Genomic DNA, 26,644 nt, shown 5'->3' with positions numbered 1-26,644 from the left:
TCGCGGCGCCATGACGGGCAATCGGCGCAGGGTCATCCAGTGGGCCACCGGCGGGGTGGGTGTCGCCGCAATCCGGGGCGTCGTGGAACACCCGGACCTGCAGCTCGTCGGGTGCTGGGTGCACAGCCCCGCCAAGAACGGTCGGGACGCCGGTGAGCTGGCCGGCATCGGCCCGATCGGGGTGGCGGCCACCTCCAGCGTCGAGGAGATCCTGGACGCCGACGCCGACGCCGTTATCTACGCGCCGCTGCTGCCGGATTCCCAGCAGGTGGCCGCGATACTGCGGTCCGGCAAGAACGTCATCACCCCGGTCGGCTGGTTCTACCCGCGGGAGTCCGAGGCCGCCCCGCTGCGGGCGGCCGCGCTGGAGGGCGGCGTTACCCTGCACGGCACCGGAATCGCCCCCGGCGGGTTCAGTGACAAGTTCCTGCTGCAGCTGTCCGCGCTGTCCACCGGGATCAGTTTTGTTCGGGCCGAGGAGTTTTCGGATCTGCGCAGCTACCTGGCCCCCGACGTGCTGCGGCACGTGATGGGTTTCGGTGGCGCCCCGGAGGAGGCGCTGGGCGGAATGATGCAGAAGCTGCTCGACGGCGGGTTCATCCAGGCCATCAACCTGGTCGTCGACGAGCTGGGCTTCGCCGCCGATCCGAGAATCCTTGGCAGCCAACAGGTTGCGGTGGCCACCGCCCCCATCGACTCGCCCATCGGGGTGATCGAGCCCGGCCAGGTAGCCGCCCGCCGATTCACCTGGGAGGCGCTGGTCGACGGGCAGCCGGTGGTTCAGGTCAGCGTCAACTGGCTGATGGGCGAACAGCACCTGGACCCGTCCTGGACGTTCGGCCCGGAGGGCCAGCGCTACGAGGTCGAGGTTCGGGGTGAACCGGATTTCACCTTCTGTGTCAAGGGGTTTCACGGCGAGATCGGCCCGGACGGGGAGATCGGCGAGGAGACCGGTATCACCGGCACCGCAGCGCACTGTGTCAACTCGGTGCCGGCGGTGTGCGCGGCCGCGCCGGGTATCGCCACCTACCGGGACCTGCCGCTACTGACCGGAAAGGCCGCGCCGAGCCTGTCACGCTGAAACCCGCTGAGGCTCAGCTACGTTCTTCCCATCGGTCGAGCGCGGTGCCCGTCAGTGCGCGACCGGTCTCGATCACTTCGGCGGCGCGGTGGAAGTCCAGGCTGCGGCACACGGTGCGCGGCACCTCGATGACCAGGTCTGCGGGGTTGGCGGCCAGTGCATGCCGGGCCAACGCCGATTGCGCGATGTCGATCGTCCGGTTCATCACCTCGAAGCCGCCCAGGCGCGGCGTGGCCGCGGGTGCCGCCGCGTCGGGATCGATGTCGGCGTCGGGGGCCTCGATGAGATTGAAACGGCCGAGCATGTTGCGCCCGGTCTGTGTCTCCAACAGCGACCGGACCGCTTTGCTGTCGAGCAAACCCATGGTGCTGCGCATCATCCGATTGACCCGGTCGGAACCCGAACGGGCTTCCCGGTACCCCGTCGGGCGGTCGGGATCCCCACCGGCGAGGCTGATTGCGATGGTGGCGTCGGCGGAGACCGCGGCGATCGGTGCCATGGGGATGGGGTCGAGAATGCCACCGTCGGCGAGCAACCGGCCGTCGTGCAGATACGGCTCGATGACGCCGGGAATGGCGATCGACGCGCGGATCGCATCTGTCAGCGGACCGCGCTGGATCCAGACGGAACGGCCGGCGATGAGATCGGTGGAGACCGAGGTGAACGGGATCGGCAACTCCTGCACGGTGACATCGCCGACGATCTCTTTGACGGCGTTGAGGATCTTCTCGGCCCGCAGGATCCCGGCCGCCCCGAGTGACGGATCGAGCAATCGTAGGACGGCGGGCTGGGTCAGCGATTGCGCCCAGGCGGTGAAGTCGTCGAGGTGGCCCGCAGCCTCCAACCCGCCGACCAGTGCGCCCATCGACGAGCCGGCGATTCCGGCGATCTCGTGTCCCCGCGCACGCAGTTCGGCGATCGCACCGATGTGCGCGTAGCCGCGCGCACCGCCGCTGCCCAGCGCCAAAGCCACCCGCATGGTTATCTCCCGGCTGTCGGCGGCGTCAGCCGCACAGCCCGTCGGCGGCGCCGTTGGCCGCCATGATCACCGCGGACTGCTCGCCGGCGGTGAGCACAGACCAGGTCTTCCCGAAGGTGCCCGGGCCGGTGTATCCCGGATCCTGGACGGACTTCAGGTACTCCTCGACCAGAGGCTTCGGCTCGGTGCCGCGGGTGTCGAACCAGCTCTTGGCCGCCAGGCAGGCCTGGCCGTAGCCGGACTCGGTGGCGTCCGGTGTCGCCTGGACACCGGTGGTGACCCCGCCGGGGGACACCTCGATGCCGTCGGCGGGGGTCTGCGCCGGTGCCGCCGTCTCGGCCTGGTCGGTGGTCGACGATGTCGGGGTCGACGGGGTGCCCTCGTGCCGCGACGAGCACGCTGCCAGCGGCAGCAGCCCCACCGCGCACAGCGCGACGGCGATCGGGTAGTTGCCCATGATCACCCACTCTAGAGGTTCGGCCCGAACGGCCAAGATGCACGGCACAGCGACGTCAGATTCAGCCCGAAATAAATGCCGGCGCGATCCCGGGCGTTCATGGCACACTGGCGGCATGCGTGGGATCTCGGTACGGCACGGCGGCTGTCGGCTTCGCTGACCCGTCCACCCGCAGACCCGATCCCCTCCAGGAGTGTTCCCGATGTCCGTTTCCCTGCTGCGCCCGCCTGCGCGCGCCGGCTCCCGCCCCTCACGCCCGGCGCGCCTCGGTGTGGCCGAGTTGCTGCACACCACCGACCTGGCCGCCGGCGAGGTGCTCGACGGCCGCTACAACGATCTGCTGCCTTCGCTGGGCGCCGACGGATTTAGCTGGCTCGGCGGTGACGACGACCTCGACGTGTGGCTGGTCGGGTGGTCCCCGCACGGTTCCGTCGGGTTGCACGACTACGGCGAGGTGCAGGGTGCAATCACCGTGTTGTCCGGTGAGCTGATCGAATCACGTTGGGACGGAGAGAAACTCCGGGATCGTCGGCTGGCTGCCGGGGACCAGGCCGGGATCCCGGTGGGCTGGGTGCACGACGTGCGGCCCGAGCCGACGGCCGGTTCCGCACTCAGCGTGCACGCGTTCTCCCCACCGCTGACCGTGATGTCCTATTACGACATCACGGGCCGGGGCTGGTTGCGCCACCGGCGCACCGAACTGACGGCTCACCCGGTCGGCGCTGCCTGATGTCCCCGACGGTGTGGTGCCGCCGGGGAACATGCGGCTAGAGGCTTTCGTCGGACCGCATCAGCGGCCGCAGCCGCTCGGTTTTTTCCGGCGTCCAGCCGGGGGGCTCCAGGATCGCCGCCCAGGCGTTGGCCACGTCGCGAACGTAGACGTGACCGTGGCCGTCGGGGACGTCGACGGCCACCGCCATATCGGCGGAGACCTGTAGGAAGGTGATCACCGGGATCCACTGCATCCGCGGCGAGACGTCGTAGCCGCGCTTCTCCCTGAGCCAGTCGGGCTTGTGGAACAGCAGGTCCGGGGTGAACCAGGCGATCGGGTCGGAGGCGTGCTGCAGATAGACCGCGCGCGGGTGACCCCAGGGCTGGTCCGGCCGGCTGAGATCCTGGGACGCCTTCGCGCTGAACCGGACATTGCGGCCGTCGTCATAGATCGGCAGCCACATCGGCGAACCGGGATCGCGGTCGGCGGTCAGCACGGTCCAGATGGTGTTGTTGAAGGTGGGCCCGGAGAACAGCGCGCCGTCCGTGCGAGCGACCAGGTTGTTCAGGCTCAGGAACGGGGCTTCGCCGCCGAACGAGCCCAAGCTCTCACCGAACACAACCAGCTTCGGGCGGCTGGCCAGCGGCATCGGCCGGATCAGGGCGTCGACGGCCTCGAACAGCGCCTGCCCGGCGGCCAGCGCGTTCTGCTTGTCCACCAGGAACGACAGCCAGCTGGGCAGGAACGAATACTGCATCGACACGATCGCAGTGTCGCCGTTGTACATGTACTCCAGGGCGGCGGCCTCGGCGGCGTTGATCCAGCCGGTGCCGGTGGTGGTGGCCACCGCCACCACCTTGCGGTTCAGCCCGCCGGTGCGCTGGAGTTCCCGGGCCGCCAGCTCGGCGGCGGCCTTGATTCCGTCGGCGGAGTGCAGCCCGGCATAGGTGCGGATCGGTTCGACGGCCGGTTTCCCGTTGAACTCCGTGAGCTCGGCGACGGTCGGTCCGCCGGCCACGAAGATCCGGCCCTGCCGGCCGAGGGAGTCCCAGGACACCAGTGAGCCGGGGCCGCCGGATCGCAGGGCGGTGGTGGGTGCGGGCCGGTCGGCGAGCTGCTCGTTGTTGACCGAATCGAAGGTGCTGTTCATCCAGGGCACCACGGCCCGCGACATCACGCCGTTGGCCAGGGCGACGGTCAGGAACACCACCAGGCCGACGGATACCACCGCCGAGATACGCGGCGGGGCGACCCGGTTGAGCTGGTGGACCAGGAACAGCACGCCCTTGCGGACGGCCTGGCCGAGCTCGACGAACAGGAACAGCACGATGATGCTGATCACGGCGGCCTGCGGGTAGTTGTACCAGCGCAGATGATCGACGCCCATCAGGTTGCGGACGTCGTCCTGCCATGCCGCGAACAGGAACTGCATGCCGATCATGCCGAGCAGACCCACGCCCAGCAGTGTCAGCCAAGCCCAACGCGGCGCGCGCGGGCTGGAATCCTGACTGCGCATGAAGCGGACCAGCCAGACACCGAAGACGCCCAGCATGTAACCGATCGACCCGGAGGCGCCGCTGACCAGGCCCTGGAACAGCGGTCCGCGGGGCAGCAGCGACGGGGTCAGCGACAAGTAGACGAACACCAGGCCCACGGTGGTCCCGAAGAAGGTGTAGCGCTTGGCCCACCAGCGGACCACGTCGTCGGTGGCCACCACCGCGGTCTCGGCCGCGGTCTCACCGAGTGCGACGGCACCCTCGCCGAGCGCGACCGCACCCTCGGTCAGCGCGGTGGCGCCCTCACGCAGCAGTTTCGCGGGTTTTCCCTGGGCCTTGCCGGAGGTGTCTGGCGGGCCGGCGGGCTCGTCGTTCTGCTCGGCGGGTGCTGCTTCGGCCGCGGAATCGGTCGGCGAGGTCTCGGGGACCTTCCCGTCGGGTTCGGTTTCCGTCACCCGGACAGGCTAGCGGTGCCGGAACTCCGGTGCCCGCTTGGCGGCGAACGCGGCCATGCCTTCCTTCTGGTCCGCGGTGGCAAACGCCGAGTGGAACACCCGCCGCTCGAACAGCAAACCCTCGGTCAGGCTGGTCTCGAACGACCGGTTGACGGCCTCCTTGGCCATCCGCGCCGCCGACCGGGACATCCCCGCCACGGTCTGCGCGACGGCCATCGCGTCGCTGAGCAGATCCGCCGTCGGCACCACCCGGGACACCAGCCCGCAGCGTTCGGCCTCCGCGGCCTCCATGTTGCGGCCGGTCAGGATCAGGTCCATCGCCTTGGCCTTGCCGATGGCGCGGGTCAGCCGCTGGCTGCCGCCCATGCCGGGCAGCACGCCCAGCTTGATCTCCGGCTGGCCGAACTTCGCGTTCTCGGCGGCGATCAGGATGTCGCACATCATCGCCAGCTCGCAGCCCCCGCCCAGGGCGTAGCCGGCGACCGCGGCGATGGTCGGGGTGCGGGTGGCGGCGAACTGCGCCCAGGTCGCGAAGAAGTCGGCGTCGTAGACGTCGGCGAAGTTCAGCTCGGCCATCTCCTTGATGTCGGCGCCGGCGGCGAACGCCTTCTCCGAGCCGGTCAGCAGGATCGCGCCGATCTCCGGGTCGTTGTCGAACTCCTTCGCCGCGGCGGTGACCTCGTGCATCACCTGGCTGTTGAGTGCGTTGAGGGCTTGGGGCCGGTTCAGGGTGATCTGGCCGACGCGGCCCTCCCGGGCGACGAGGATGGTGTCGTATTCGGTCATGGCTGCTCCTGGAGGGGTTGCGGGTGGGTCAGAAGGTGAGATCGGGGTCGGCGTCGACGAAGTAGGCGTCGACGTCGGCGGTGGTGACCGCGGCCAGATCGGCCGGCGACCACTGCGGGTTGCGGTCCTTGTCGACGAGCTGGGCGCGGATGCCCTCGACCAGGTCGTGGCTGCGCAGCGAGGCGCAGGAGACGCGGAATTCCTGCACCAGCACGTCGGCCAGGGTAGCCAGCTCACCCGCGCGGCGCACCGCCTCCAGCGTGACGGTCAGTGCGATCGGCGAGCGGGTCTGGATCACGTCGGCCGCGGCGTGCGCCTCGGGGGCGTCGTGGGCGCGCAGTGCGGCGATGATCCCGGCGACCGTCGGTGCGGCGAAGCACTCGTCGATCCAGCCGCGCTGGGCGGCCAGCGCCGAGGGGGGCGGTTCTACGGCGTGCCGGCCCAGGGCCGTCGGGACGTCGGTGGCGATGATGTCGGCGGTGAACTCGGCCAGCTTGTCGTGCGGGACGAAGTGGTCGGCGAAGCCCAGCGCGATGGCGTCGGCGCCGGAAAAGGGGGAGCCGGTCAGCGCGGCGTGCAGGCCGATGCGCCCGGGAGCGCGGGACAGCAGATAGGTGCCGCCGACGTCGGGGATGAACCCGATGCCGACCTCGGGCATGGCCATCTTGGTGGTTTCGGTGACGACGCGGACATTGCCGTGCGCGCCGACGCCGACGCCGCCGCCCATCACGATGCCGTCCATCAGTGACACGTACGGCTTGCCGAAGGCTCCGATCAGGGCGTTCACCCGGTACTCGTCGAACCAGAACTTGCGCGCCTCGGCGCCCCCGGCGCGGGCGCTGTGGTAGATCGCGACGACGTCCCCGCCGGCGCACAGGCCGCGTTCCCCGGCCCCGTCGAGGACGACGGCGCGGATGGCGTCGTCGGCGGCCCAGACGGGCAGCACCTCGGCGAGCGCGTCGACCATCGCCTGGTTGAGCGAGTTGATCGCCTTGGGCCGGTTGAGGGTCGCGATGCCGACGCCGTTGTCGACGCGGGTGAGGAGGTCGTCCGTCACGGTGGGGTCCTGTCTGCGCCTGGAAGTTTGGATATACCCGGAAGCTTGGATGTCCAACTAATTATGCGGCGCGGCATTGGAGCGCCGAGCCCGGGGTCCGCCCGGTAGGCTTGCCTGTGAAGTTACTTGGAACCTCGGGGAACCGAATCCGGTCGGCAGTCGTTGTCCGGGTGATCGTGACCTGAGACCAGGCACCGGGCCCCGGCGTGGGGCCCGACATCAGGAGAGGAATCCGACGGTGCGCGAGACCAGCAACCCGGTACTCCGTAACCTGCCCAAGGGGCAGGGCGGATACGCCACGTTCGGTACCGGCGTCGCCGGTGCGGCCACCCAGCAGGTGCATCAGCGCGATGCCCAGCCCTACCTCGACCAGCGGTCCGACACCCGCCCGCTGACCATTGACGACGTCGTCACCAAGACCGGCATGACGCTGGGCCTGGTGACCATCTTCGCGGTCATCAGCTACCTGCTCGTCGATACGAACGTCGCACTTGCCAGTCCGCTGGCACTGATCGGCGGCCTCGGCGGTCTGGCGCTGGTAATGATCGCGTCCTTCGGGCGCAAGCAGGACAACCCGGCGATCGTGCTGAGCTACGCGGCGCTCGAGGGCCTGTTCGTCGGCTCGATCTCGTTCATTTTCGCCAACTTCATGGTCTCCGGTGTCAGCGCAGGCACGCTGATCAGCCAGGCCGTCCTCGGAACCATCGGGGTGTTCTTCGGCATGCTGGTGGTCTACAAGACCGGTGCCATTCGGGTCACCCCGAAGTTCACCCGCATGGTCGTCGCCAGCCTGTTCGGCGTGCTGTTCCTGGCGCTCGGCAACTTCGTGCTGGCGCTGTTCGGCGTCAACGGAGGCGAGGGCCTGGGCCTGCGCGCTGGTGGTCCGGTCGCCATCATCTTCTCGCTGGTGTGCATCGGCATCGCGGCGTTCAGTTTCCTGATCGACTTCGACGCCGCCGACCAGGCCATCCGCGCCGGCGCGCCGGCCAAGGCGGCCTGGGGCATCGCCCTGGGCCTGACCGTGACCCTGGTCTGGCTGTACATCGAGATCCTGCGGCTGCTGAGCTACTTCAACCGCAACTGACCCGGACGCGAATGAGCCCGGCACCCCTGGCGAAAGCCAGGTGGAGCCGGGCTTTTTCGTTGCGGTCGTCGGTACAAAAGTGTTACCGGTGAGCGCCTTCGCGCGGATTATCCACACGAAGGCGCTGTGCGGTGATGTTTCGGTACTGCTTCCCGCTACAGCGCCCGCGGTTTGACCCGGGTCGCCGCTTCCGCGGCGTTGGCCCGGGCGACGGCGATGTCCTCGTCGCGGGCCAAGGCCACCCCCATCCGGCGGTTGACGAAACTCTCCGGCTTGTTGAAGATCCGCACGTCGGTGCGCGGGATCTGCAGCGCCTCGTCGACCCCGTCGAACACGATGCCCGCGGCGTCGACGCCGCCGTAGATCACCGCGCTGGCTCCCGGGCTCTTGAGCGAGGGGTCCACCGGCAGGCCCAGAATGGCGCGGGCGTGCAGCTCGAACTCGTTCTGCCACTGCGTGATCATGGTGACCATACCGGTGTCGTGCGGCCGCGGGCTCACCTCGGAGAACCACACGTCGTCACCCTTGACGAACAGCTCCACCCCGAAAACCCCCTGTCCGCCGAGGTTGTCGGTGACCGTCCGGGCCACCTGCTGCGCGTTGCGCAGCGCGGCGGCCGGCATCGGGTGCGGCTGCCAGCTCTCCACGTAGTCGCCGGCGACCTGACGATGCCCGATTGGTTCGCAGAACCGGGTCTCGATCTGCCCGTCGGCGCCGCGCGCGCGAACGGTCAGCAACGTGATCTCGTAGTCGAAGTCGACGAAACCCTCGACGATGACCCGGTTCTGGGTGACCCGGCCGCCGGCCATGGCGTATTCCCAGGCCTTGGCCACGTCGTCGGAACCGTGCAGATAGCTCTGGCCCTTACCCGAACTGCTCATCGTCGGCTTGACCACGCACGGGTAACCGATCGCGTCGGCGGCCTCCTGCAGTTCGGCTAGCGAATCGCAGAATCTGTACGGGCTGGTGGGCACCCCGAGTTCCTCGGCCGCCAGCCGGCGGATGCCCTCGCGGTCCATGGTCAGCCGGGCCGCCCGGGCCGTCGGGATCACCCGCACCGCGCCGGCGTCCTCCAGCTCCTGGAGTACCCCGGTGGCGATCGCCTCGATCTCCGGCATGACGATGTCGGGGCGCTGCGCCTCGATCAGCGCCCTGAGCTGGTCGGGGTCGGTCATCGAGATGGTTCGGGCGTGGTGGGCCAGCTGCTGGGCCGGCGCGTTGTCGTACCGGTCGACGGCGATGGTCTCGGCGCCCAGGCGCTGCAGGGCGATCACCACCTCCCGGCCGAGTTCGCCGGAGCCGAGCAGCATGACTTTCGTCGCGTTGGGCGACAGCGGAGTTCCGATGGTGATCATCGCGGCAAGAGTCTAGTCAGCGGGAGGGCTCGAACGCCCGTGGCACCGAACCCCGTGCCTTAGGACCCCCGCCCCACCGACCGACCGCGACGTCCGAGTTCTCACAGTTGGCCGTGGCGCGGCGGTAGCGCCCCGGTGAGGGTATGACGGCCGATGTGCTGCAGCTTCCATCGCGTCGCGTCGTGCAGGGTGTGGGTGCGCGCGTCGCGCCAGTACCGCGACAGGTTCGCGGTCGCGGTCGCACTGCGGGTGCCGCCCAGCTCGAACAGCGCGCCGGCGGCCTCCAGCGCCGCGCGGGCGGCGGCGACCTTCGCCACGGCCACCGCGATGGAGGCGGCGGCCGCGCTCTCGGCGGTCAGCTGCGCGGCGGCTGTATCGACGGCGCGCCCGGCCTCGGCCAACAGGGCCTGGGCGGCGCGAACCGTCACCGTCACCTCCCCGGCCACCTGCACCAGGGTGGGGTCCTCGGCAGCGGTCGGCACCCCGGCCTCGAAGTGTGGCCGCGCCCGCGCGGCCTGGGCAACCCCCTCCTCGAGTGCACCGGTCGCGATCCCGACGTCGATGGCGGCGTGGAACAGCTGTGCCCGGGCACCGTAGAGGGTAGGGCGGTCGAAGATCGGGGTGAAGGGCACGACGTGGGAGCGGGGCACCTCGACGTCGTCGAGGGTCACCGTGCCGGACGCGGTGGTGCGCTGGCCCATCCCGTCCCAGTCGTCGACCACCGTCAGCCCCGGGGTCCCGGACGGGATGAACGCCAGTGCCTTGGGCGTGGCGGCCGTCGGCTGTTCCTCCCGGTGCTCGGCCAGTGAGGCTCGGACGATCACCCAGTCGGCGAACAGTGCACCGGTGCAGTAGTACTTGCGGCCGGAGAGCCGATGGGCACCGGAGTCCGTGGGCACCAGAACGGTGGTGTCCACATCGATGGGATGCGGGCCGCGCTCTGACTGGGCGTTGGCGAAAAGCGCTCCTGCTAAAACCTTTTCGTAGAAGAGCTGCTGCTGCGCCGGGCTTCCCTGCAGCCGCAACGCCGCCAGCAAGGTGTAGTGGGAATGCGGAATCTGGGCCAGGGACGGATCGGCGCCGGCCAGTAACCGGAAGACCTCCGCGATCACCGAGGCCGGTGCCTCGATGCCGCCGTGTTCGACCGGCACCGACAACGCGAGCAGCCCCGAGTCCTTCAACGCCCGCACCTGTCGGTGCGGCAGTTCCCGCTCGGCATCGCGGGCGGCCGCGCTGTCGGCGAACGCATCGGCCAGCGCGCCCGCCGCCGCCAGCGTGCCCGCTACCGTCGGCGCGTCGGCGGCGACGGTCCGTTCCCGGACCGACCATGCGGTCTGCGCCGTCAACGTGCCACCCCGACAAACGGAATCGACACCGCCGGGGTGTCCAGGGCACCCGCGTCGAAAAGCCCACGCGCGCGCAGGATGGGGACCACACCCTCGCCGAACCAGAACAGCTCCTCCAGATGCGGATAGCCGGAGAAGATGAACTCGTCGATCCCGACGGCGGCGTACTCGGCGATCCGGTCGGCCACCTCGGTGTGACTGCCGACCAGCGCGGTGCCGGCACCGCCGCGCACCAGTCCGACGCCGGACCACAGGTTGGGCGCTATCTCCAGGCTGCGGGCGTGGCGCCACGACCTGGTGCGCCGGCTCTCCTCGTGCAGGGCCACCATCCGCCGCTGCCCCTCGGACTGGCTGCGGGCCAGACCGGCCTGCGCGGCGCGCACCGTCTCCTCGTCCAGGGCGGCCACCAGCTGATCGGCGGTTTGCCAGGCCTGTGCCGAGGAGTCGCGGGAGATGGTGTGCAGCCGGATGCCGAAGCGGACGGCGCGTCCCTGCGCCGCGGCGAGACCGCGGATCCACTCGACCTTCTCGCGTACGGCGTCCGGCGGTTCTCCCCAGGTCAGATACACGTCGGCGTGCCGCGCGGCCACCGGCCCGGCCGCCCGCGAACTGCCCCCGAAGTACAGGGGTGGCACCGGATTCGGCGGAGCCGCAAGCACCGCCTCCTCGATATCGAGGTAATCGCCTCTGTGCGTGACGGTTTCGCCTGCCCACAGTCTTCGCACCACCTCGAGGAACTCGTCGCAACGACGATAGCGGGCATCCTTGTTCAGGTGGTCGCCGAAGGCCCGCTGCTCGTGATCCTCACCGCCCACCACGACGTTGAGCAGGATCCGGCCCGGGGCGTGACGAGCGAAGGTGGCGGCCATCTGCGCCGACAGGGTGGGACTGACCAGGCCGGGGCGAAACGCCACCAGGAACGCCAGCGTGGTGGTCTCCCGGGCGAGCAGCGCCGCGGTGATGAAGGCGTCCTCGCACCAGGCGCCGGTGGGGATCAGGGCGCCGGTGAACCCGAACTGTTCGGCGGATCGCACGATGGACGCCAGATAGTCGATGGTGGCCTCCCGGTCGCCGCCGGCTGCGCCGGCGGGGGTTCCGTGGCCGCCGCCGACGATCGCGCGGCTGTCACCGTAGGTCGGCAGAAACCAGTGCAGTCTGACGGTCACGAGGCGATCTCCAGTTCCCCGTCGGCCGATTCGGTGGCCTCGATCTCGCGGACCAGGGGCAGCACGCGGCGCCCGAAGTACTCGATCTCCTCCTGAAAGTGCAGGAAGCCACCGAGAATGAGGTCCACCCCGCGCCGGCGGTAGGCGGCGATGCGCTCGGCGATCTGCTCGGGGGTGCCGATCAGCCGGGTGCGGAACCCGTCGTTGTACTGAACGAGATCCTCGAACGACGAGTCGGCCCACATGCCCTTCCCGTCGCCGGTGGAACTGCCCGCCTGCTGGACCGCATCGCGGAATCCGTCGACGGCGGGCCGGTTGGCCTTGGCGATGATCTCGCGGAGCACTTCCTTCGCCTCCTTCTCCGTATCCCGGGCGATGATGAACCCGTTCAGCCCGAACCTGACCTCCCGGGCGGCATCACGCGCGTGGCCACGGACGTCCAGCAACTGCTCGGTGACACCGTCGAAATCCTTGCCGTTGGAGAAGTACCAGTCCGCGTGGTGGCCGCCGTTGCGTCGTGCGGCGGTGGAGTTACCTCCTTGGAAGAGTTCGGGATTCGGACGGTCGACGGTGTTCAGCGGTTTGGGTTTGAGGGTGAAGTCGTGGATCCGGTAGAAGTCGCCGCGGAAATCGACGTCGTCCTCGGTCCAGATCTTGCGCAGCACCTGGAGGAATTCCGCGCTGCGCCGGTAGCGCTCGTCGTGCTCCAGCCAGGGTTCGCCGAGGTGGGTGAACTCGTCCTTGAACCAGCCCGACACCACGTTGACTGCGAACCGGCCGCCGGACAAGTGGTCGGCGGTGGCGCCCAGCTTGGCCAGAACCGCCGGCTGCCACAGTCCGGGATGAACGGCGGCGATCACCTTCAGCCGCTCGGTGGCCAAGAGCAGCGCCAGACTGAAACTGGTTGATTCGTGCTGGAATTCGGCGCCGTAGCTGGCTTCGTAGCGCACCTGGGTGAGTGCGTACTCGAATCCGTTGTTCTCTGCCGTCTGGGCAAGCTTCCGGTTGTAGTCGTAGTTCCAGTCGGTGCGCTGCTCGATATCGCTGGTGACCAGACCACCGCTCACATTGGGCACCCAGTAGGCGAACTTCACATGGTCGGCAATGCGTTCGGTGGACATTCGGTTCCTTCGTCGGGTCCGGGTGGCGGGCGCGGGTCGCCCGTCGGCGTGGAAATGGCTGTAGGGCACTGGGTTCCAGGATGTGGGTACCGCTGCGCGGGTGGCAACGGTTGGACTCGCCGCGATCCGAAGACGCATGGCCGCGTCCGCCGCAGTTCGGATCACCCCGCACGTATTGCGCTGTGGCAGGGAAATTGCTGGTCATGGCGGTGGCCCCGTGTCGGTGCGGATAACCGGGGGGATTGTGCCGATATCGCCACCGGGTTTTCATCTGTGCAGCGTCCACCGGTCGCGCCGGCAGTCCGACCGACCATCAGCCGAGGAGCGTTTCCATGACCGCCGTATCCGATACCCGCCCAGCCGCCGACGCGACCCTGGCCGGGGTGCTGGCCACCGCAGACCGGGTGGCCGACGAACTGCGCAGCACCGCCGCCCGTCGGGACCGGGCCAACGGCAGCCCCCGGGACGAGATCGAGCTGTTGCGCGAGAACGATCTGCTGCAGGTGCAGGAACCGGCGGAATACGGCGGTTCCGGACTCGACTACGCACAGGCGTCACAGGTCACCCGCCGCATCGCCCGCGGCGACACCTCGATCGCCCACCTGATCGGCTATCACTACGCCCAGACCCGGATCGCCTCACTGTTCGGGACGCCCGAGCAGGCCGCGGCGCTGTCCCGGCGCAACGCCGCGGAGAAACTGTTCTGGGGCGGCATCCAGAACCCGCGCGGCGGCACCGATCTGGTGCTGACGCCCGACGGCGACGGGTTCCGGCTCAACGGGCGCCGCACCTTCGCCAGTGGGGCCAGCACCGGTGACCAACTCTCGGTCACCGCGTCGCTGGACGGCGGGCTGGTGTTCCTGTCGCTCGACGTGCGCGGCGGACGGCAGGGCTTCACGTTCCTGAACGACTGGGACAACATCGGCCAGCGGCTCACCGACTCCGGTGGCGTGCACGTGCAGGACGCCCGCATCGAGCGCGACGAGATCCTGGGCCGGGAGCCCTATGTGATCGGCGCGCCCACCCCGTATCAGACCCTGGTGACCCCGCACTGGCAGCTGGCGTTCGTCAACTTCTACATCGGCACGGCCCAGGGGGCGCTGGCCGAGGCGCTGGACTGGACCCGCAGCTACGCCTCACCGTGGGAGAGCTCCGAGGTGGCACGGGCGTCCGACGACCCGTACATCCTGGCGACCGTCGGGGAGCTGGCCAGCCAGGTGCGCGCCGCGGCGCTGCTGTCCGACCGGGCCGGCGAGGCGCTGCAAAAGGCCATCCGGATCGGAGCGTCACTGACCGAGGAGGAGCGCGCCGAAGCCGCGGTCGCGGTGTACGAAGCCAAGTACCTGACCACCAAGGTCGGCTTGGACGTGGCCGGGCGCCTGTTCGAAATCCAGGGTGCGCGAGCCACCACCAGTGCCTACGGATTCGACCGGCACTGGCGCAACCTGCGCACACACACTCTGCACGACCCGGTGGTCTACAAGGCCCGCGAGGTGGGCGACTGGATCCTGAACCGGCGGGCGCCCGAGTTCTCGCTGTACCGATAGCCCAACAGCAATTCGCCCACCCGGTACACCTGGCACCGGGTGGGCGAATCGGAGACGGAGTCTTTAGTTGAGCCGCTCCAGCACCATGGCCATGCCCTGGCCGCCACCGACGCACATCGTCTCGATGCCGAAGGTCTTGTCGTAGGTGGTCAGGTTGTTCAGCAGGGTGGCGGTGATTCGGGCACCGGTCATGCCGAACGGGTGCCCCAGCGCGATCGCGCCACCGGAGACGTTCAGCTTGTCCTCGTCCATGCCCAGCTCGCGCGCCGAGCCCAGCACCTGCACGGCGAAGGCCTCGTTGATCTCGTAGAGATCGATGTCGCCGATCGCCATCTTGGCGTTCGCCAGCGCCTTCTTGACGGCCTCGATCGGGCCCAGGCCCATGATCTCCGGCGACAGGCCGGACACGCCGGTGGACACCACGCGGGCCAGCGGGGTCAGCCCCAGCGCCTTGGCCTTGGTGTCGCTCATGATCACCACGGCGGCCGCGCCGTCGTTGAGCGGGCAGGCGTTACCGGCGGTGATGGTGCCGCCCGGGCGGAACACCGGCTGCAACTGGCTGATCTTCTCGTAGGTGGTGCCGGCGCGCGGGCCGTCGTCGGTGGAGACCACGGTGCCGTCGGGCAGGGTCACCGGGACGATCTCCCGGGCGAAGAAGCCGCTCTTGATGGCCTCCTCGGCGCGGTTCTGCGAGCGCACGCCCCAGCGGTCCTGGTCCTCACGGCTGATGCCGGTGTACAGCGCGACGTTCTCGGCGGTCTGGCCCATCGCGATGTAGACGTCGGGGATGTTGCCGTCCTCGCGCGGGTCGTGCCATTCGCTCGATCCTTCGGCCTGCTTGGCGGTGCGGGCCTGGGCCTCGTCGAACAGCGAGTTCTTGCTGTTCGGGGCGCCGTCGGCGGCACCGACGCCGAAGCGCGACACGGTCTCCACACCGGCGGAGATGAACACGTCGCCCTCACCGGCCTTGATGGCGTGGAAGGCCATCCGGGTGGTCTGCAGTGACGATGAGCAGTACCGGTTCACCGTGGTGCCGGGCATGAAGTCGTAGCCGAGTTCGATGGCGACGGCGCGGGCGACGTTGTAGCCGGCCTCACCGGCGGGCTGCGCGCAGCCCATCATCAGGTCGTCGACCTCGCGCGGGTCCAGCGCGGGCACCTTGGCCAGCGCGGCGCGGACCATCTGGGCGGCGAGGTCGTCGGGACGCATGGTGGCCAGGGATCCCTTGACGGCGCGGCCGATCGGGGAGCGGGCGGTGGCAACGATGACGGCTTCGGGCATGACGACTCCTTTGTGCGTGCTTTCCGGTGACGTTAGTCGATTCGCCGGACCGCTCCGCGGGCGGAGCAGCAAACGGCCGATTCGGTGCTACTCGGCGGTCAGGACCACCGGAGCGGGCACGCCGGTGGTCGGCCGGCGCCACGTCTCGGGCAGAAACCCGAGCCGGGAACCCAGCGACCGGGACGCCGCCGCGGGCATCTGCCAGGGCAGTTCGTCGTCCGGCTCCCCGAGCGCGAAGCACAACGCCGGCAGCAGTTGCTGCGCCGCGAGCCGATAGCCGGCCGCCGACGGGTGATAGCGGTCGGCGGAGAACATCAGCTCCGGAGACTGACGGAAGTCCGAGGCCAGCAGGTCGGCCAGCGGGACCGGGATTCCGCCGGCGGCGGCCACCGCGCGGGCCTGGGTGCGGGCCAGCCTCAGGCCGCGGTCGCGGGTCACCCACCGCAGCGGCTGCGGAATCGCGGTGATGACCCCGAAATCCGGGCAGGTGCCGACTACGACGACCGCCCCGGCGGCCTGCAGCCGCCGCACCGCGTCGCCGAGGCGCCGCGCCGACTGGCTGATGCCGTTCAGTGCCGTCACGTCGTTGGCGCCGATCATGATCACCGCGGCGTCCGGCGGGGGTCCGGCGACGAACATCGCGTCCACCTGGCCGGACAGTCCCTTGGATGTCGCCCCGACAATCGCCTTGGTGCTCAACCGGATTCGCTTTCCGGTGCGCTGCGCCAGGCCGCGGGAAAGCAGCACTCCGGGCACCTCTTCGGCATCCAAGCAGCCGTAGCCGGTGGCGGTGGAATCGCCGAACACCATCAGGTGTAAATCGACGGGGGTTCCCCGTTGCCAGCGTCGGGCGGGCCCGTCGTCGAGATAGATGCCGTCGGCGCGCGGTGGCACATCCCAGGACTTGGGGATCACCCTGCGGACCTGATCGGCCTGTCCGGTCAACAGATTTCGGGCGCCCAGCAGTCCCACCCCGGTGGACGCGGCGATGCCCACCGCCGTCGCAGCGACGGTGGACCGGCTCGGAGAGCGCATACCCACGTCGGGGAGTTTATCCGCGATCGGTGAATCCCTCTGTGCATAACTCCACCGCTGCGATCACGGTCCCGTACCGGATCGGGTAACACTTTCACTACACCGATTGTTAAACGTCATAGAGCTGTACACGCTGAATTCACCGGGGAGGTCTGGCCCGGGCTCCAGTACTACAACGGCGTAGGGGAGTGTTCGAGATGACTGCACTGAGCAATGCGGCCCGCCCGTCGGTGCGATACCGCAGCGGCCCGCTGCGCAGCACGCGCAAGTATCCGGTCAGTGACGGTGCGCCGGTCGAGGTGGTGGAAACCGGGACCAGTCTGGCCGGCCGGCTCGCCTCGCTGGCCTGTCGACTGACCATCCGCCCCGCACTGTCGGTCGGCAGCCACGTACCGCACCTGCCGTGGCCGTTCGGCGTCGTGGACTACCTGGGCCGCGCACTGGTTCCCGAGGCCGGCACGGTGCGGGCCACCATCGGGCTGCCCAATGCCACCGCCCAGCTGGTCCGGGCGCCCGGGGTGCTGCCCGCCGACGGCCGTCGGCGCATCGTCCTCTACATCCACGGCGGCGCGTTTTTGACCTGCGGGGTCAACTCGCACAGCCGGATCGTGGCGGCGGTGTCCAAATACGCCGACACCCCGGTGCTCGTCGTCGACTACCGGCTCATCCCCAAGCACTCGGTCGGTGAAGCCGTCGACGACTGCTACGACGCCTACCGTTGGCTGCGGCTGCGCGGCTACGACCCCGGGCAGATCGTCATCGCGGGAGACTCGGCGGGCGGCTACCTGGCGCTGACCCTGGCCCAGCGGCTGCATGCCGAGGGCGATCAGCCTGCCGCGCTGGTGGGCATCTCACCGCTGATGCAGCTGGCCAAGGAGGGCAAGCAGGCGCACCCGAATGCCCGCACCGACGCGATGTTCCCGCCGCGCGCCTTCGACGCACTGCTGGACCTAATCGCCCGGGCCGCCGCGAAACGCATCGTCGACGGCGAACCGGAGGGCATCTACGAACCGCTCGACCACATCGAGCCGGGCCTGCCGCGCACCCTGATCCACGTCTCCGGTTCGGAGGTGCTGCTGCACGACGCGCGCCTGGCGGCCCGGCGGTTGGCGGCCGCGGGCGTGCCAACCGAGGTGCGCGTGTGGCGCGGCCAGATCCACGACTTCCAGCTGGCGGCGCCGATCATCCCGGAGTCCGACCGCTCACTGCGCCAGATCGGCGAGTACATCCGGGAGGCGACCGGATAGTCCCGGTCTCGCGGTGCCCCGCGGGGCCGTCGCAGCCGCCTGAGACGATGTAGGCATGCGCATCGCCGAGCACATCACCGATCTCATCGGCAACACCCCGCTGGTCACGCTGAACTCCGTGGTCCCGCCGGGGGGGGCGACCGTGGTCGCCAAGATCGAATACCTCAACCCCGGTGGCAGCTCCAAGGACCGCATCGCGGTCAAGATGATCGACGCCGCGGAGGCCTCCGGCGACCTGCGGCCCGGCGGCACCATCGTCGAACCGACCTCGGGGAACACCGGGGTCGGGCTGGCGCTGGTGGCCCAGCGCCGCGGCTACAAGTGCATCTTCGTCTGCCCCGACAAGGTCAGCGAGGACAAGCGGAACGTGCTGCGAGCCTACGGGGCCGAGGTGGTGGTGTGCCCGACGGCCGTGCCGCCCGAGCACCCGGACTCCTACTACAGCGTCTCCGACCGGCTGGTCGCCGAGACACCGGGCGCCTGGAAGCCCGACCAGTACTCCAACCCCAACGGCCCGGCCAGCCACTACGAGACCACGGGCCCGGAGATCTGGTCGGACACCGACGGCACCGTCACGCATTTCGTCGCCGGCGTCGGCACCGGCGGCACCATCACCGGCACCGGGCGCTACCTCAAGGAGGTTTCCGACGGGAAGGTGCAGATCGTCGGCGCCGACCCGGAGGGCTCGGTGTACTCCGGCGGGACCGGGCGGCCCTACCTGGTGGAAGGCGTCGGCGAGGACTTCTGGCCGGCCGCCTACGACGCCGCCATTCCCGACGAGATCATCGCGGTCTCCGACGCCGACTCCTTCGACATGACCCGGCGGCTGGCCCGGGAGGAGGGCCTGCTGGTCGGCGGGTCCTGCGGGATGGCCGTCGTCGCCGCCATCGAGGTCGCCAAGAAGATCGGGCCCGACGGTCTGGTGGTGGTGCTGCTGCCCGACGGCGGCCGCGGCTACCTGTCCAAGATCTTCAACGACGCGTGGATGTCCTCTTACGGGTTCCTGCGCAGCCGGCTCGACGGGTCGGCGCACGAATCCACTGCCGGGGACATGTTGCGCAGCAAGTCCGGTGACCTGCCAGACCTGGTGCACACCCACCCGTCGGAAACCGTGCGGGACGCCATCACCATTCTGCGGGAGTACGGGGTATCGCAGATGCCGGTGGTCGGCGCCGAGCCGCCGGTGATGGCTGGCGAGGTGGCCGGCAGTGTCTCCGAGCGGGAACTGCTGTCGGCGGTCTTCGAGGGCCGCGCCGCCCTGGCCGACGCCGTCGCACTACACATGAGCCCGCCGCTGCCGCTCATCGGCGCGGGCGAACCGGTGGGTGCGGTGGCCGCCGCGCTGGCCGACCAGGACGCGCTGATGGTCATCGACGGCGGCAAACCGGTCGGCGTGATCACCCGCCACGACCTGCTCGGGTTCCTGTCCGAAGGCAGCCCCCGGCGGTAGCCGGCGGGTCTGTTCCGCTGATCAGAACAACCCCTGCTTCCGAGCGAACGTACAGGTAGGGTTTCACTACATTTCTGGATCACAGCAACCCCGATGACGTGGAAGGTGCCATGACCGAACAGACGCCGCCCGGAAACGTGCCGCCGCAGGGGCCTCCTCCCGGAGCGCCACAAGGACCTCCGCCTGGAGTGCCGCAGGGCCCTCCCGGCGGCTACCCGCCGCCCCCGCCGGCCGCCGGCGGATATGCACCGCCGCCACCGGGATTCGGCGCACCCGACTCGCTGAGCATCGGTGACGGCCTCAGCTGGGCGTGGAACAAGTTCACCAAGAACGTGGGCCCACTGATCGTCCCGGCCTTGATCTACGGGGTGATCCTGGCGGTCGTGGGTGCGGTGTTCTTCGGTGTCGCGGGCTTGGGGATCACCTCAGTCAGCGAGTACTCGTCCGGCTACGACTACGACTCCTACAGCAGCGCCGTCGAGATCGCACCCTGGTCCATCATCGTGTACCTGATCGGCGTTGTTGTGCTGCTGGTGGCAGCCGCGGCGATGATGTCGGCCTATATCGGCGGGGTGCTGGACATCACCGACGGCAAGCCGGTCACCATCGGGACGTTCTTCAAGCCGCGCAACCTCGGTGCCGTCATCGTGGCGGCGCTGCTGGTCGGCATCGCCACGGCGGTCGGTTCCCTGGTGGTCATCGGTGCCGCGGTGGTGTCGATCTTCTCGCTGTTCGTCGCCGTCGCCGTGGTCGATCGCAACATCTCGGCGGTCGATGGTTTCAAGGCCAGCTTCGATCTGGTGAAGAACCGCTTCGGCGACTCGATCCTGACCTGGCTGGTGGCAGGCGTCATCGTGTCCGTCAGCGCCATGGTGTGCGGTATCGGCATTATCGTGGGCGGCCCGGTTGCGTTGCTGTTCCTGGCATACGTCTGGCGGCGGCTGACCAACGGCGCTGTTGCTCCGTTGACTCCGTAGCACGTAACACCGAACGAGCCTGGTCCTTGTGCTGATTGCGCAAGGACCAGGCTCGTTTTCCGTGAGCGAGCAGCACAGCATGAGCGAGTCGCACCGGGATCGGGCCGTCACCAAGGCAATTCACGGGGGATTCCGACCCGACCTGGCCACCGGCGCGGTGTTCCTGGTCATTTACTTGATCATCATGGTCGCGGGTGGCATGGGCCGATGAACGGTAGTTCAACGACCGACTGTTGGTCGGCCTGGCACCCGTGCATAGCGCATGGGGGCCAGGCTCGTTCTTGTCCGGAACAGCCTGCCGATGTAAATGCCGGCGAGTAGGGTTCCACTGCATTCTCGACGAGTTGAAACACCGATGACGTGGAAGGTGCCATGACCGAACAGACGCCGCCCGGCGACGTGCCGCCGCACGGACCGCCCCCCGGAGCGCCACAGGGGCCGCCGCCGGGGGCGCCTCATGACCCTCCGATCAGCAGCGCTCCGGTGTCGGGTGGCTACCCGCCCCCGGGTGGCTACTCGCCCCCGCCGGGTGGCTACCCGCCCCCGCCGGGTGGCTACGCGCCGCCGCCGAGTGCGGGTGGTTTTGCGGGGCCGCCGCCGAATGTGGGTGGTTACCCGCCGCCCCCGCCGGCTGCTGGTAGCTATCCGCCACCCCCACCGGCCGCGGGCGGATACGCGCCCCCGCCGGCCGCTGGTGGCTATCCGCCGCCCCCGCCGGGATACGGCGCAGCCCCGCAGCTGAGCATCGGTGACGCCTTCAACTGGGCGTGGAACAAGTTCACCAAGAACGCTGGACCGCTGATCGTGGGAGCGCTGGTGATCCTCGCCTGCGGGGCGGTCGTCTATGGCGTTTTTGAGCTAATGGCGGCGGCGGTCGGGCCGGACTATGACCGCTACGGACGCCCCACTGGGGGCTCCGAGGCGCTTTCGGTGGCGATTTCCTTCTTCGGGCGCCTGGTATGGCTCGTGGTCGGCTCGGTGCTGGCATCCGGGTTTGCGGGTGGAGTGCTGGACATTGCCAACGGCGTGCCCGTGACCTTTGCTTCGTTCCTCAGGCCGCGGCGCGCCGGGGAATTCATTCTGGTGATGCTCATGGTTTTTGTCGGGATTGCGGTGGGCGTGCTTGCTTGCTTTGTCGGCGCGGTCGTCGTTGCGGTATGTCTGTTGTTCGCGCCGTACGCGTTGCTGGACCGTGAAATCTCGCCGATCGATGCGGTGAAGATGAGCTTCGAAACCGTGAAGAGCAATGTCGCGTCGGCGATACTGGTTTACCTGGTAGGGACGGCGATCATGCTAGTAGGCATACTTGCCTGTGGCGTGGGTTTCCTAGTGGCTATGCCGGTGGCGATGTTGTTCCTGGTGTACTCTTGGCGGCGGATGAGCGGCGGTCCGATCGCACCGCTGACTCCGTAGCCTGCAATCTGAACGAGCCTGGTCCTGGCGCTGATTGCGCGAGTACTAGGCTCGTTTCTCATGAGCGAGCAGCACAGCATGAGCGAGTCGCACCGCGGGATCGGGCCCGCCACCAAGGCAATTCACGCGGGATTCCGGCCGGACCCGGCCACCGGCGCGGTCAACGTGCCGATCTACGCCAGCTCGACCTTCGCCCAGGACGGGGTCGGCGGGATGCGCGGCGGCTACGAATACGCCCGCACCGGCAACCCGACCCGGACGGCGCTGGAAACCGCGCTGGCCGCCGTCGAGGACGGCAGGTACGCCCGTGCATTCTCCTCCGGGATGGCGGCCACCGACACCGCGCTGCGCGCGATCCTTCGCCCCGGCGACCACCTGATCATTCCCGACGACGCCTACGGTGGGACCTTCCGGCTGATCGACAAGGTGTTTTCCCGGTGGGGGGTGCGCCACACGCCCGTCGCGCTGGCCGATCTCGACGCCGTCGCCGCGGCGGTCACCGGGGACACCCGGCTGATCTGGGTGGAGACCCCGACGAATCCGCTGCTGTCGATCGCCGACATCGCCGCCATCGCGGCTATCGCCGCCGACCGCGGAGTGAAGACCCTGGTGGACAATACGTTCGCGTCCCCGGCCCTGCAGAACCCGCTGAACCTCGGCGCCGACGTGGTGCTGCACTCCACCACCAAATACCTAGGCGGGCACTCCGATGTGGTGGGTGGGGCGCTGGTCACCAATGACGGTGAACTCGACGAGGCCTTCGCGTTCCTACAGAACGGCGCTGGAGCGGTTCCCGGCCCGTTCGACGCCTACCTGACCGTCCGCGGCATCAAGACCCTGCCGTTGCGGATGGCCCGGCACTGCGAAAACGCCACCGCGGTGGCCGAATTCCTGGTGTCGCACCCGGCGGTGGAGCAGGTCCTCTACCCGGGACTGACCGGCCACCCCAACCACGAGGTGGCCGCGCGGCAGATGCGCGGCTTCGGCGGGATGGTCAGCGTGCGGATGCGCGGGGGAGCCGAGGCGGCCCGCCAATTGTGCTCGCGCACGGAGATTTTCATCCTCGCCGAATCGCTGGGTGGAGTGGAGTCCCTGATCGAGCACCCGGGTGCGATGACCCACGCCTCGACCGCCGGTTCCCAGCTGGAGGTACCCGACGACCTGGTGCGGCTGTCCGTCGGGATCGAGGACATCGCCGACCTGATCGCCGATCTGCGGCAGGCGCTGGGCTGAACCGCAGCGCGTACGGCACGTTAGATCGCGGCGCAGACCAGCGCCGAGGTCACCGCGAGGTTGACCTCAGCCAGCGTCGGCTCGTCGTCCGGTTCGTTGTCGTCGGACCGGTTCAACAACCAAGAGCCGGCGGCGATTTCGGCCGAGACGTCGAGCACGCGCGGCCACGCCCGCGGATCCAGCGACAGCAGTTCGCGAACACTGTCGCCGGCATGCAGCACGCTGATCAGCCCGGCGACCGGTGGCCGCACCGGTGCGCCGTCGACGAGTACCGCGAGCAGCTCGGCGCGCACGGCGGCGGCCTGGGTGCGGTCGGTCAGCAGCCAGGCGCGGCGGTCCGAGCGGCGTGGGCGCCGCCCGCTGATCACCGCGGGGGACGACGGCGACGGTGCCAGTCGCATCGGCGTGACCTGTCCGCTGTCGCGAAGGGCGGTCAGCAGACGGGCTTCGGTGCGCCGGGCCAGGCGCCCGACGGCCGCCGGTGCCGTCAGCGGACGGCGGGCCAGTAGATCCAGCGCCGGGCCGAGCACGGGGTCCTCGGACAGCGACGGACCGGCGAGCACCACCAGGGTGTCCTCGGGAACCGGATCCTCGGGCGTCGCCGGACGCAGCCGGCAGGCCAGGGCCAGATCCAACAGGGTTGCCGCAGCCAGCATCCTGCGTCGCCGGGTGACGTCGAGCAGCGGCTGCGCCGAGGCGTTGTCGAGCAACACCTGCATCAGGGCACCTGCGATGGTGGACATAGGTACGTCGAAAACGGTTCGCGCAACCGGCAGGCCGCGCGAACCGGCTATCACATCAGGCGTGGTAGGGCTCGGCGCTGACCAGAGTCACCTTGACGGTGCGGCCGTTGGGCACGGTGTATTCGCGGGTGTCGCCGACCTTGGCGTCGATCAGGGCGGCGCCCAGCGGCGAGTTCGGCGAGTACACCTCGAGCTTGCCGTCGTTGAGGGCCTGCTCCCGGGTGCCGATCAGGAAGGTTTCGGTGTCGGAGCTGTCGCCGTCGTAGTAGACCTTGACCACCGAGCCGGGCAGAGCCACACCGGACTGCTTGGGGGCCTCGCCGACCTTGGCGCTGTTGAGCAGTTCCTGCAGCTGGCGAATCCGCGCTTCCTGCTGCCCCTGCTCTTCACGGGCGGCGTGGTAGCCACCGTTCTCGCGAAGGTCGCCCTCCTCGCGCCGGTCGTTGATCTCGGCGGCGATGACGGGACGATTGGCGATCAGCTGATCCAACTCGGCCTTGAGCCGTTCGTAGGACTCCTCGGTGAGCCAGGTGACCTGGGTATCCGTCATCGTCGCGCTCCTCTTCATTGATTCGCGATGTCCTTGCGGACCGTCTGGGTATGTCGCCCCCGGGTGTGGGTGACATCGCCCGTGGCGTGCATTGCGATCCGTGGCGCGGAATCGGAAACGCGCCAGATACGCAATACACGGCCCCAGCTGGAGCCGTGCTGTTCACCATGTTACCACCGTCACCAAATTCGGTTTTCCGGTTGATCGCGCGGGTGGGAAAGTGACACGGCATCCGCACTGGTCCGTGCCGGTTGCCGCGGCGCCGAACGGTCAGCCGGGTGCGACGAGATAGGACGGAATGTCGGTTCCGCACCCGTAGACATCGCCGGTCACCGGCGGGTGACCGGTCTTGACCAGGGCTTTCGTCTGAATCGTGACGTCCTGGGCGGGCCCCACCAGGATCTCCCGACGACCGGTTTCGCTGCCGTCGCGGGAGCGGGCCCGCACGATGCACACCACCGGGCGCGTCGGATCCTTTCTCGTCACCGTGATGATTACCTCGACGGTGTGGTCATCGATCAGATCGAACCCTGCCAGTTTGCCGCTGACCTCGCCGTCGCCGAGGCGCTGGTAGCCCAGCGTCGCGATCAGCACGCCGAGCGCCGCGACCAGCAGGGTCAGCACCAGAGCCAGCCGTCCGGGCCGTTTCGGTGACCAGCGCTGCCGGCCGTAGCGGTCCGCCGGCCGCGTCGCGATGTCCTCTGCCATCGGGCGGGCACTCCTGGGAAATTCGGGTCCCGGCTCCGGCGGCGGACTTTTGTCCGGAGCCGCCGGGAGTGGAACTATTGGAACCAAGACACTGGCCAGAACTATAGGCATGCAGCCGGAACAGGAGCGAAGGGGCAGGTGAGCGGACTGCGTTTGATGGCGGTGCACGCCCACCCGGACGACGAGTCCAGCAAGGGAGCCGCGACGACGGCCCGCTACGCCGCCGAGGGACACCGGGTGCTGGTGGTGACCTTGACCGGCGGGGAACGCGGCGAGATCCTCAATCCGGCGATGGACCGCCCCGACGTGCACGGCCGGATCGCCGACGTGCGCCGCGAGGAGATGGCTCGCGCCGCGCAGATCCTCGGTGTCGAGCACAGCTGGCTGGGATTCGAGGACTCCGGGTTGCCGCAGGGCGACCCGCCGCCGCCGGTACCGGCCGGGTCTTTCGCCGCCATCGGGCTCGACGAGCCGGTGCGCCGGCTGGTCCGGCTGATCCGGGAGTTCCGACCGCACGTCATGACCACCTACGACGAGAACGGCGGCTATCCGCACCCCGACCACATCCGCTGCCACGAGGTGTCGGTCGCGGCCTACGAGGCCGCCGCCGACCACCACCGCTACAGCGATGCCGGCGACCCGTGGAGTGTCGCGAAGCTCTACTACAACCATGGATTCCTGCGGGCCCGCATGCAGCTGCTGCAGGACGAGTTCGCCCGCAACGGCCGCACCGGGCCGTTCGCCAAGTGGCTGGAGCACTGGGACGCCGACCAGGACATCTTTGCCGCGAGGGTCACCACCCGCGTCGAGTGCGCCGACTATTTCCCGCAGCGCGACGACGCCCTGCGCGCCCACGCCACCCAGATCGACCCGAACTCGGAGTTCTTCACCGCGCCCATCGAGTGGCAGCGCAGACTGTGGCCGACCGAGGAATTCGAACTGGCCCGATCCCGGGTCCCGGTCAGCCTGCCGGAGACCGACCTATTCGAGGGAGTGCGATGAGCTATCCGATGACCTACCCGGTGATGTTGCTCGCCGAGACCGAGGCGCCACACAACTCCGGCCCGGACTTCGGCAAGGCCAGCCCGCTGGGCCTGCTGATCCTGGTGCTGCTGCTGATCGCGGTGTTCCTGCTGGGCTGGTCGATGAACAAGCAGCTGCGCAAGGTGCCCAAGAGTTTTGACGACGTCCCGGCCGCCGACCCGGCGCTGCGCAAGCGGGCGGAAAAGCTGCACCGCGAACGCATCGCCGAAGATATCGCCGAGGATCACCAGAAGATCGAGGCCGCCCTGCACGGCACCCTGGAACCGCCCGCCGACGCCCCGGACGCGCCGCCGCCCCGCGACGCGGAGTGAATCAGCGGGT

At 69.1% G+C, this 26,644-nt stretch carries 26 protein-coding genes; 12 read left to right on the top strand and 14 right to left on the bottom strand.

What is annotated here, in order from left to right; genetic code table 11:
• Positions 1-10: 10 nt before the first annotated feature.
• A complete protein-coding gene (locus tag G6N16_RS19305; protein ID WP_083029330.1) occupies positions 11-1,081 on the top strand; it encodes an NAD(P)H-dependent amine dehydrogenase family protein in 1,071 nt (356 codons plus the stop codon).
• Between the two features lie 13 nt (positions 1,082-1,094).
• Here the strand turns inward: G6N16_RS19305 and G6N16_RS19300 are convergent, their stop codons facing one another.
• Both G6N16_RS19300 and lpqV read right to left on the bottom strand, forming a co-directional pair.
• Positions 1,095-2,060, bottom strand: coding sequence for a patatin-like phospholipase family protein (locus G6N16_RS19300; RefSeq protein ID WP_083029329.1), 966 nt, complete (start codon positions 2,058-2,060; stop codon positions 1,095-1,097).
• 25 nt (positions 2,061-2,085) lie between these two features.
• Positions 2,086-2,517 (bottom strand): lipoprotein LpqV, encoded by a 432-nt coding sequence (gene lpqV, locus G6N16_RS19295; RefSeq protein ID WP_083029427.1) that lies wholly within the window; start codon positions 2,515-2,517, stop codon positions 2,086-2,088.
• 202 nt (positions 2,518-2,719) lie between these two features.
• Here lpqV and G6N16_RS19290 point away from each other — a divergent pair, with 202 nt between their 5' ends.
• The gene (locus G6N16_RS19290; protein WP_083029426.1) at positions 2,720-3,247 is read left to right on the top strand and encodes a cupin domain-containing protein; all 528 of its coding nucleotides are present in this window, start codon (positions 2,720-2,722) and stop codon (positions 3,245-3,247) included.
• 37 nt (positions 3,248-3,284) lie between these two features.
• On the opposite strand, the gene G6N16_RS19285 is transcribed toward G6N16_RS19290, so the two are convergent.
• From G6N16_RS19285 to G6N16_RS19275, 3 genes are all read right to left on the bottom strand, one after another.
• Positions 3,285-5,015 (bottom strand): alpha/beta hydrolase, encoded by a 1,731-nt coding sequence (locus tag G6N16_RS19285; protein WP_083029425.1) that lies wholly within the window; start codon positions 5,013-5,015, stop codon positions 3,285-3,287.
• A gap of 174 nt (positions 5,016-5,189) precedes the next feature.
• Entirely contained in the window at positions 5,190-5,966 is a 777-nt protein-coding gene (locus G6N16_RS19280) for an enoyl-CoA hydratase (protein WP_083029328.1), read from the bottom strand.
• Positions 5,967-5,994: 28 nt separating this feature from the next.
• On the bottom strand, positions 5,995-7,023 hold the full coding sequence (locus G6N16_RS19275; RefSeq protein WP_083029327.1) for an enoyl-CoA hydratase/isomerase family protein: 1,029 nt from the start codon (positions 7,021-7,023) through the stop codon (positions 5,995-5,997).
• 238 nt (positions 7,024-7,261) lie between these two features.
• Between G6N16_RS19275 and G6N16_RS19270 the strand changes: the two genes are divergently transcribed.
• Positions 7,262-8,107 (top strand): Bax inhibitor-1/YccA family protein, encoded by an 846-nt coding sequence (locus G6N16_RS19270; RefSeq protein ID WP_083029326.1) that lies wholly within the window; start codon positions 7,262-7,264, stop codon positions 8,105-8,107.
• Positions 8,108-8,262: 155 nt separating this feature from the next.
• Here the strand turns inward: G6N16_RS19270 and purT are convergent, their stop codons facing one another.
• The 4 genes from purT to sfnG form a co-directional block, all read right to left on the bottom strand.
• Positions 8,263-9,462, bottom strand: a complete 1,200-nt coding sequence (purT, locus tag G6N16_RS19265; protein ID WP_083029325.1) for a formate-dependent phosphoribosylglycinamide formyltransferase — start codon at positions 9,460-9,462, stop codon at positions 8,263-8,265.
• Between the two features lie 101 nt (positions 9,463-9,563).
• Positions 9,564-10,736, bottom strand: a complete 1,173-nt coding sequence (locus G6N16_RS19260) for an SfnB family sulfur acquisition oxidoreductase (protein ID WP_083029424.1) — start codon at positions 10,734-10,736, stop codon at positions 9,564-9,566.
• A gap of 68 nt (positions 10,737-10,804) precedes the next feature.
• The gene (locus G6N16_RS19255) at positions 10,805-11,974 is read right to left on the bottom strand and encodes an LLM class flavin-dependent oxidoreductase (RefSeq protein ID WP_083029324.1); all 1,170 of its coding nucleotides are present in this window, start codon (positions 11,972-11,974) and stop codon (positions 10,805-10,807) included.
• A complete protein-coding gene (gene sfnG, locus G6N16_RS19250; RefSeq protein ID WP_083029323.1) occupies positions 11,971-13,095 on the bottom strand; it encodes a dimethylsulfone monooxygenase SfnG in 1,125 nt (374 codons plus the stop codon). Before sfnG ends, G6N16_RS19255 begins: the two co-directional genes overlap by 4 nt.
• Before the next feature lie 332 nt (positions 13,096-13,427).
• Here sfnG and G6N16_RS19245 point away from each other — a divergent pair, with 332 nt between their 5' ends.
• On the top strand, positions 13,428-14,642 hold the full coding sequence (locus G6N16_RS19245; protein ID WP_083029322.1) for an acyl-CoA dehydrogenase family protein: 1,215 nt from the start codon (positions 13,428-13,430) through the stop codon (positions 14,640-14,642).
• Between the two features lie 63 nt (positions 14,643-14,705).
• Here the strand turns inward: G6N16_RS19245 and G6N16_RS19240 are convergent, their stop codons facing one another.
• Together G6N16_RS19240 and G6N16_RS19235 are read right to left on the bottom strand one after the other, a co-directional pair.
• Positions 14,706-15,923 (bottom strand): acetyl-CoA C-acetyltransferase, encoded by a 1,218-nt coding sequence (locus G6N16_RS19240; RefSeq protein WP_083029321.1) that lies wholly within the window; start codon positions 15,921-15,923, stop codon positions 14,706-14,708.
• Positions 15,924-16,010: 87 nt separating this feature from the next.
• On the bottom strand, positions 16,011-16,958 hold the full coding sequence (locus G6N16_RS19235; protein WP_179961280.1) for an SGNH/GDSL hydrolase family protein: 948 nt from the start codon (positions 16,956-16,958) through the stop codon (positions 16,011-16,013).
• A gap of 197 nt (positions 16,959-17,155) precedes the next feature.
• Between G6N16_RS19235 and G6N16_RS19230 the strand changes: the two genes are divergently transcribed.
• The 6 genes from G6N16_RS19230 (at position 17,156) to G6N16_RS19210 (ending at position 23,278) form a co-directional block, all read left to right on the top strand.
• Positions 17,156-18,205, top strand: coding sequence for an alpha/beta hydrolase fold domain-containing protein (locus G6N16_RS19230; protein WP_083029423.1), 1,050 nt, complete (start codon positions 17,156-17,158; stop codon positions 18,203-18,205).
• 55 nt (positions 18,206-18,260) lie between these two features.
• Positions 18,261-19,655 carry a cystathionine beta-synthase gene (locus G6N16_RS19225; RefSeq protein WP_083029319.1) on the top strand — a complete coding sequence of 465 codons (1,395 nt, stop codon included), beginning with the start codon at positions 18,261-18,263 and terminating at the stop codon, positions 19,653-19,655.
• A 188-nt stretch (positions 19,656-19,843) separates the two neighbouring features.
• Positions 19,844-20,632: a hypothetical protein gene (locus G6N16_RS19220; protein WP_234805721.1), complete on the top strand. Its 789-nt coding sequence runs from the start codon at positions 19,844-19,846 to the stop codon at positions 20,630-20,632.
• Positions 20,633-20,711: 79 nt separating this feature from the next.
• Positions 20,712-20,843, top strand: a complete 132-nt coding sequence (locus G6N16_RS22000) for a hypothetical protein (RefSeq protein ID WP_264027046.1) — start codon at positions 20,712-20,714, stop codon at positions 20,841-20,843.
• 593 nt (positions 20,844-21,436) lie between these two features.
• Positions 21,437-22,045, top strand: a complete 609-nt coding sequence (locus G6N16_RS21885; protein WP_235674087.1) for a DUF2189 domain-containing protein — start codon at positions 21,437-21,439, stop codon at positions 22,043-22,045.
• 78 nt (positions 22,046-22,123) lie between these two features.
• Complete coding sequence (locus tag G6N16_RS19210) at positions 22,124-23,278, top strand: cystathionine gamma-synthase (RefSeq protein ID WP_179961279.1); 1,155 nt, start codon at positions 22,124-22,126, stop codon at positions 23,276-23,278.
• Positions 23,279-23,298: 20 nt separating this feature from the next.
• Here G6N16_RS19210 and G6N16_RS19205 read toward each other — a convergent pair whose 3' ends face one another.
• The 3 genes from G6N16_RS19205 to G6N16_RS19195 form a co-directional block, all read right to left on the bottom strand.
• On the bottom strand, positions 23,299-24,021 hold the full coding sequence (locus tag G6N16_RS19205; protein ID WP_083029315.1) for a GPP34 family phosphoprotein: 723 nt from the start codon (positions 24,019-24,021) through the stop codon (positions 23,299-23,301).
• 55 nt (positions 24,022-24,076) lie between these two features.
• Positions 24,077-24,571 carry a transcription elongation factor GreA gene (gene greA, locus G6N16_RS19200; RefSeq protein ID WP_083029314.1) on the bottom strand — a complete coding sequence of 165 codons (495 nt, stop codon included), beginning with the start codon at positions 24,569-24,571 and terminating at the stop codon, positions 24,077-24,079.
• Positions 24,572-24,841: 270 nt separating this feature from the next.
• Positions 24,842-25,279 (bottom strand): DUF4307 domain-containing protein, encoded by a 438-nt coding sequence (locus tag G6N16_RS19195; RefSeq protein ID WP_083029313.1) that lies wholly within the window; start codon positions 25,277-25,279, stop codon positions 24,842-24,844.
• A gap of 138 nt (positions 25,280-25,417) precedes the next feature.
• Between G6N16_RS19195 and mca the strand changes: the two genes are divergently transcribed.
• Both mca and G6N16_RS21655 read left to right on the top strand, forming a co-directional pair.
• Positions 25,418-26,281: a mycothiol conjugate amidase Mca gene (gene mca, locus G6N16_RS19190; RefSeq protein ID WP_083029312.1), complete on the top strand. Its 864-nt coding sequence runs from the start codon at positions 25,418-25,420 to the stop codon at positions 26,279-26,281.
• On the top strand, positions 26,278-26,634 hold the full coding sequence (locus tag G6N16_RS21655) for a hypothetical protein (RefSeq protein WP_197913128.1): 357 nt from the start codon (positions 26,278-26,280) through the stop codon (positions 26,632-26,634). Before mca ends, G6N16_RS21655 begins: the two co-directional genes overlap by 4 nt.
• Positions 26,635-26,644 lie beyond the last annotated feature (10 nt).

This window comes from Mycolicibacterium insubricum, from assembly GCF_010731615.1.
Classification (GTDB): domain Bacteria; phylum Actinomycetota; class Actinomycetes; order Mycobacteriales; family Mycobacteriaceae; genus Mycobacterium; species Mycobacterium insubricum.
Note: the sequence above shows the minus strand (reverse complement) of the source record. Positions and strands in the feature narration are given on the sequence as shown.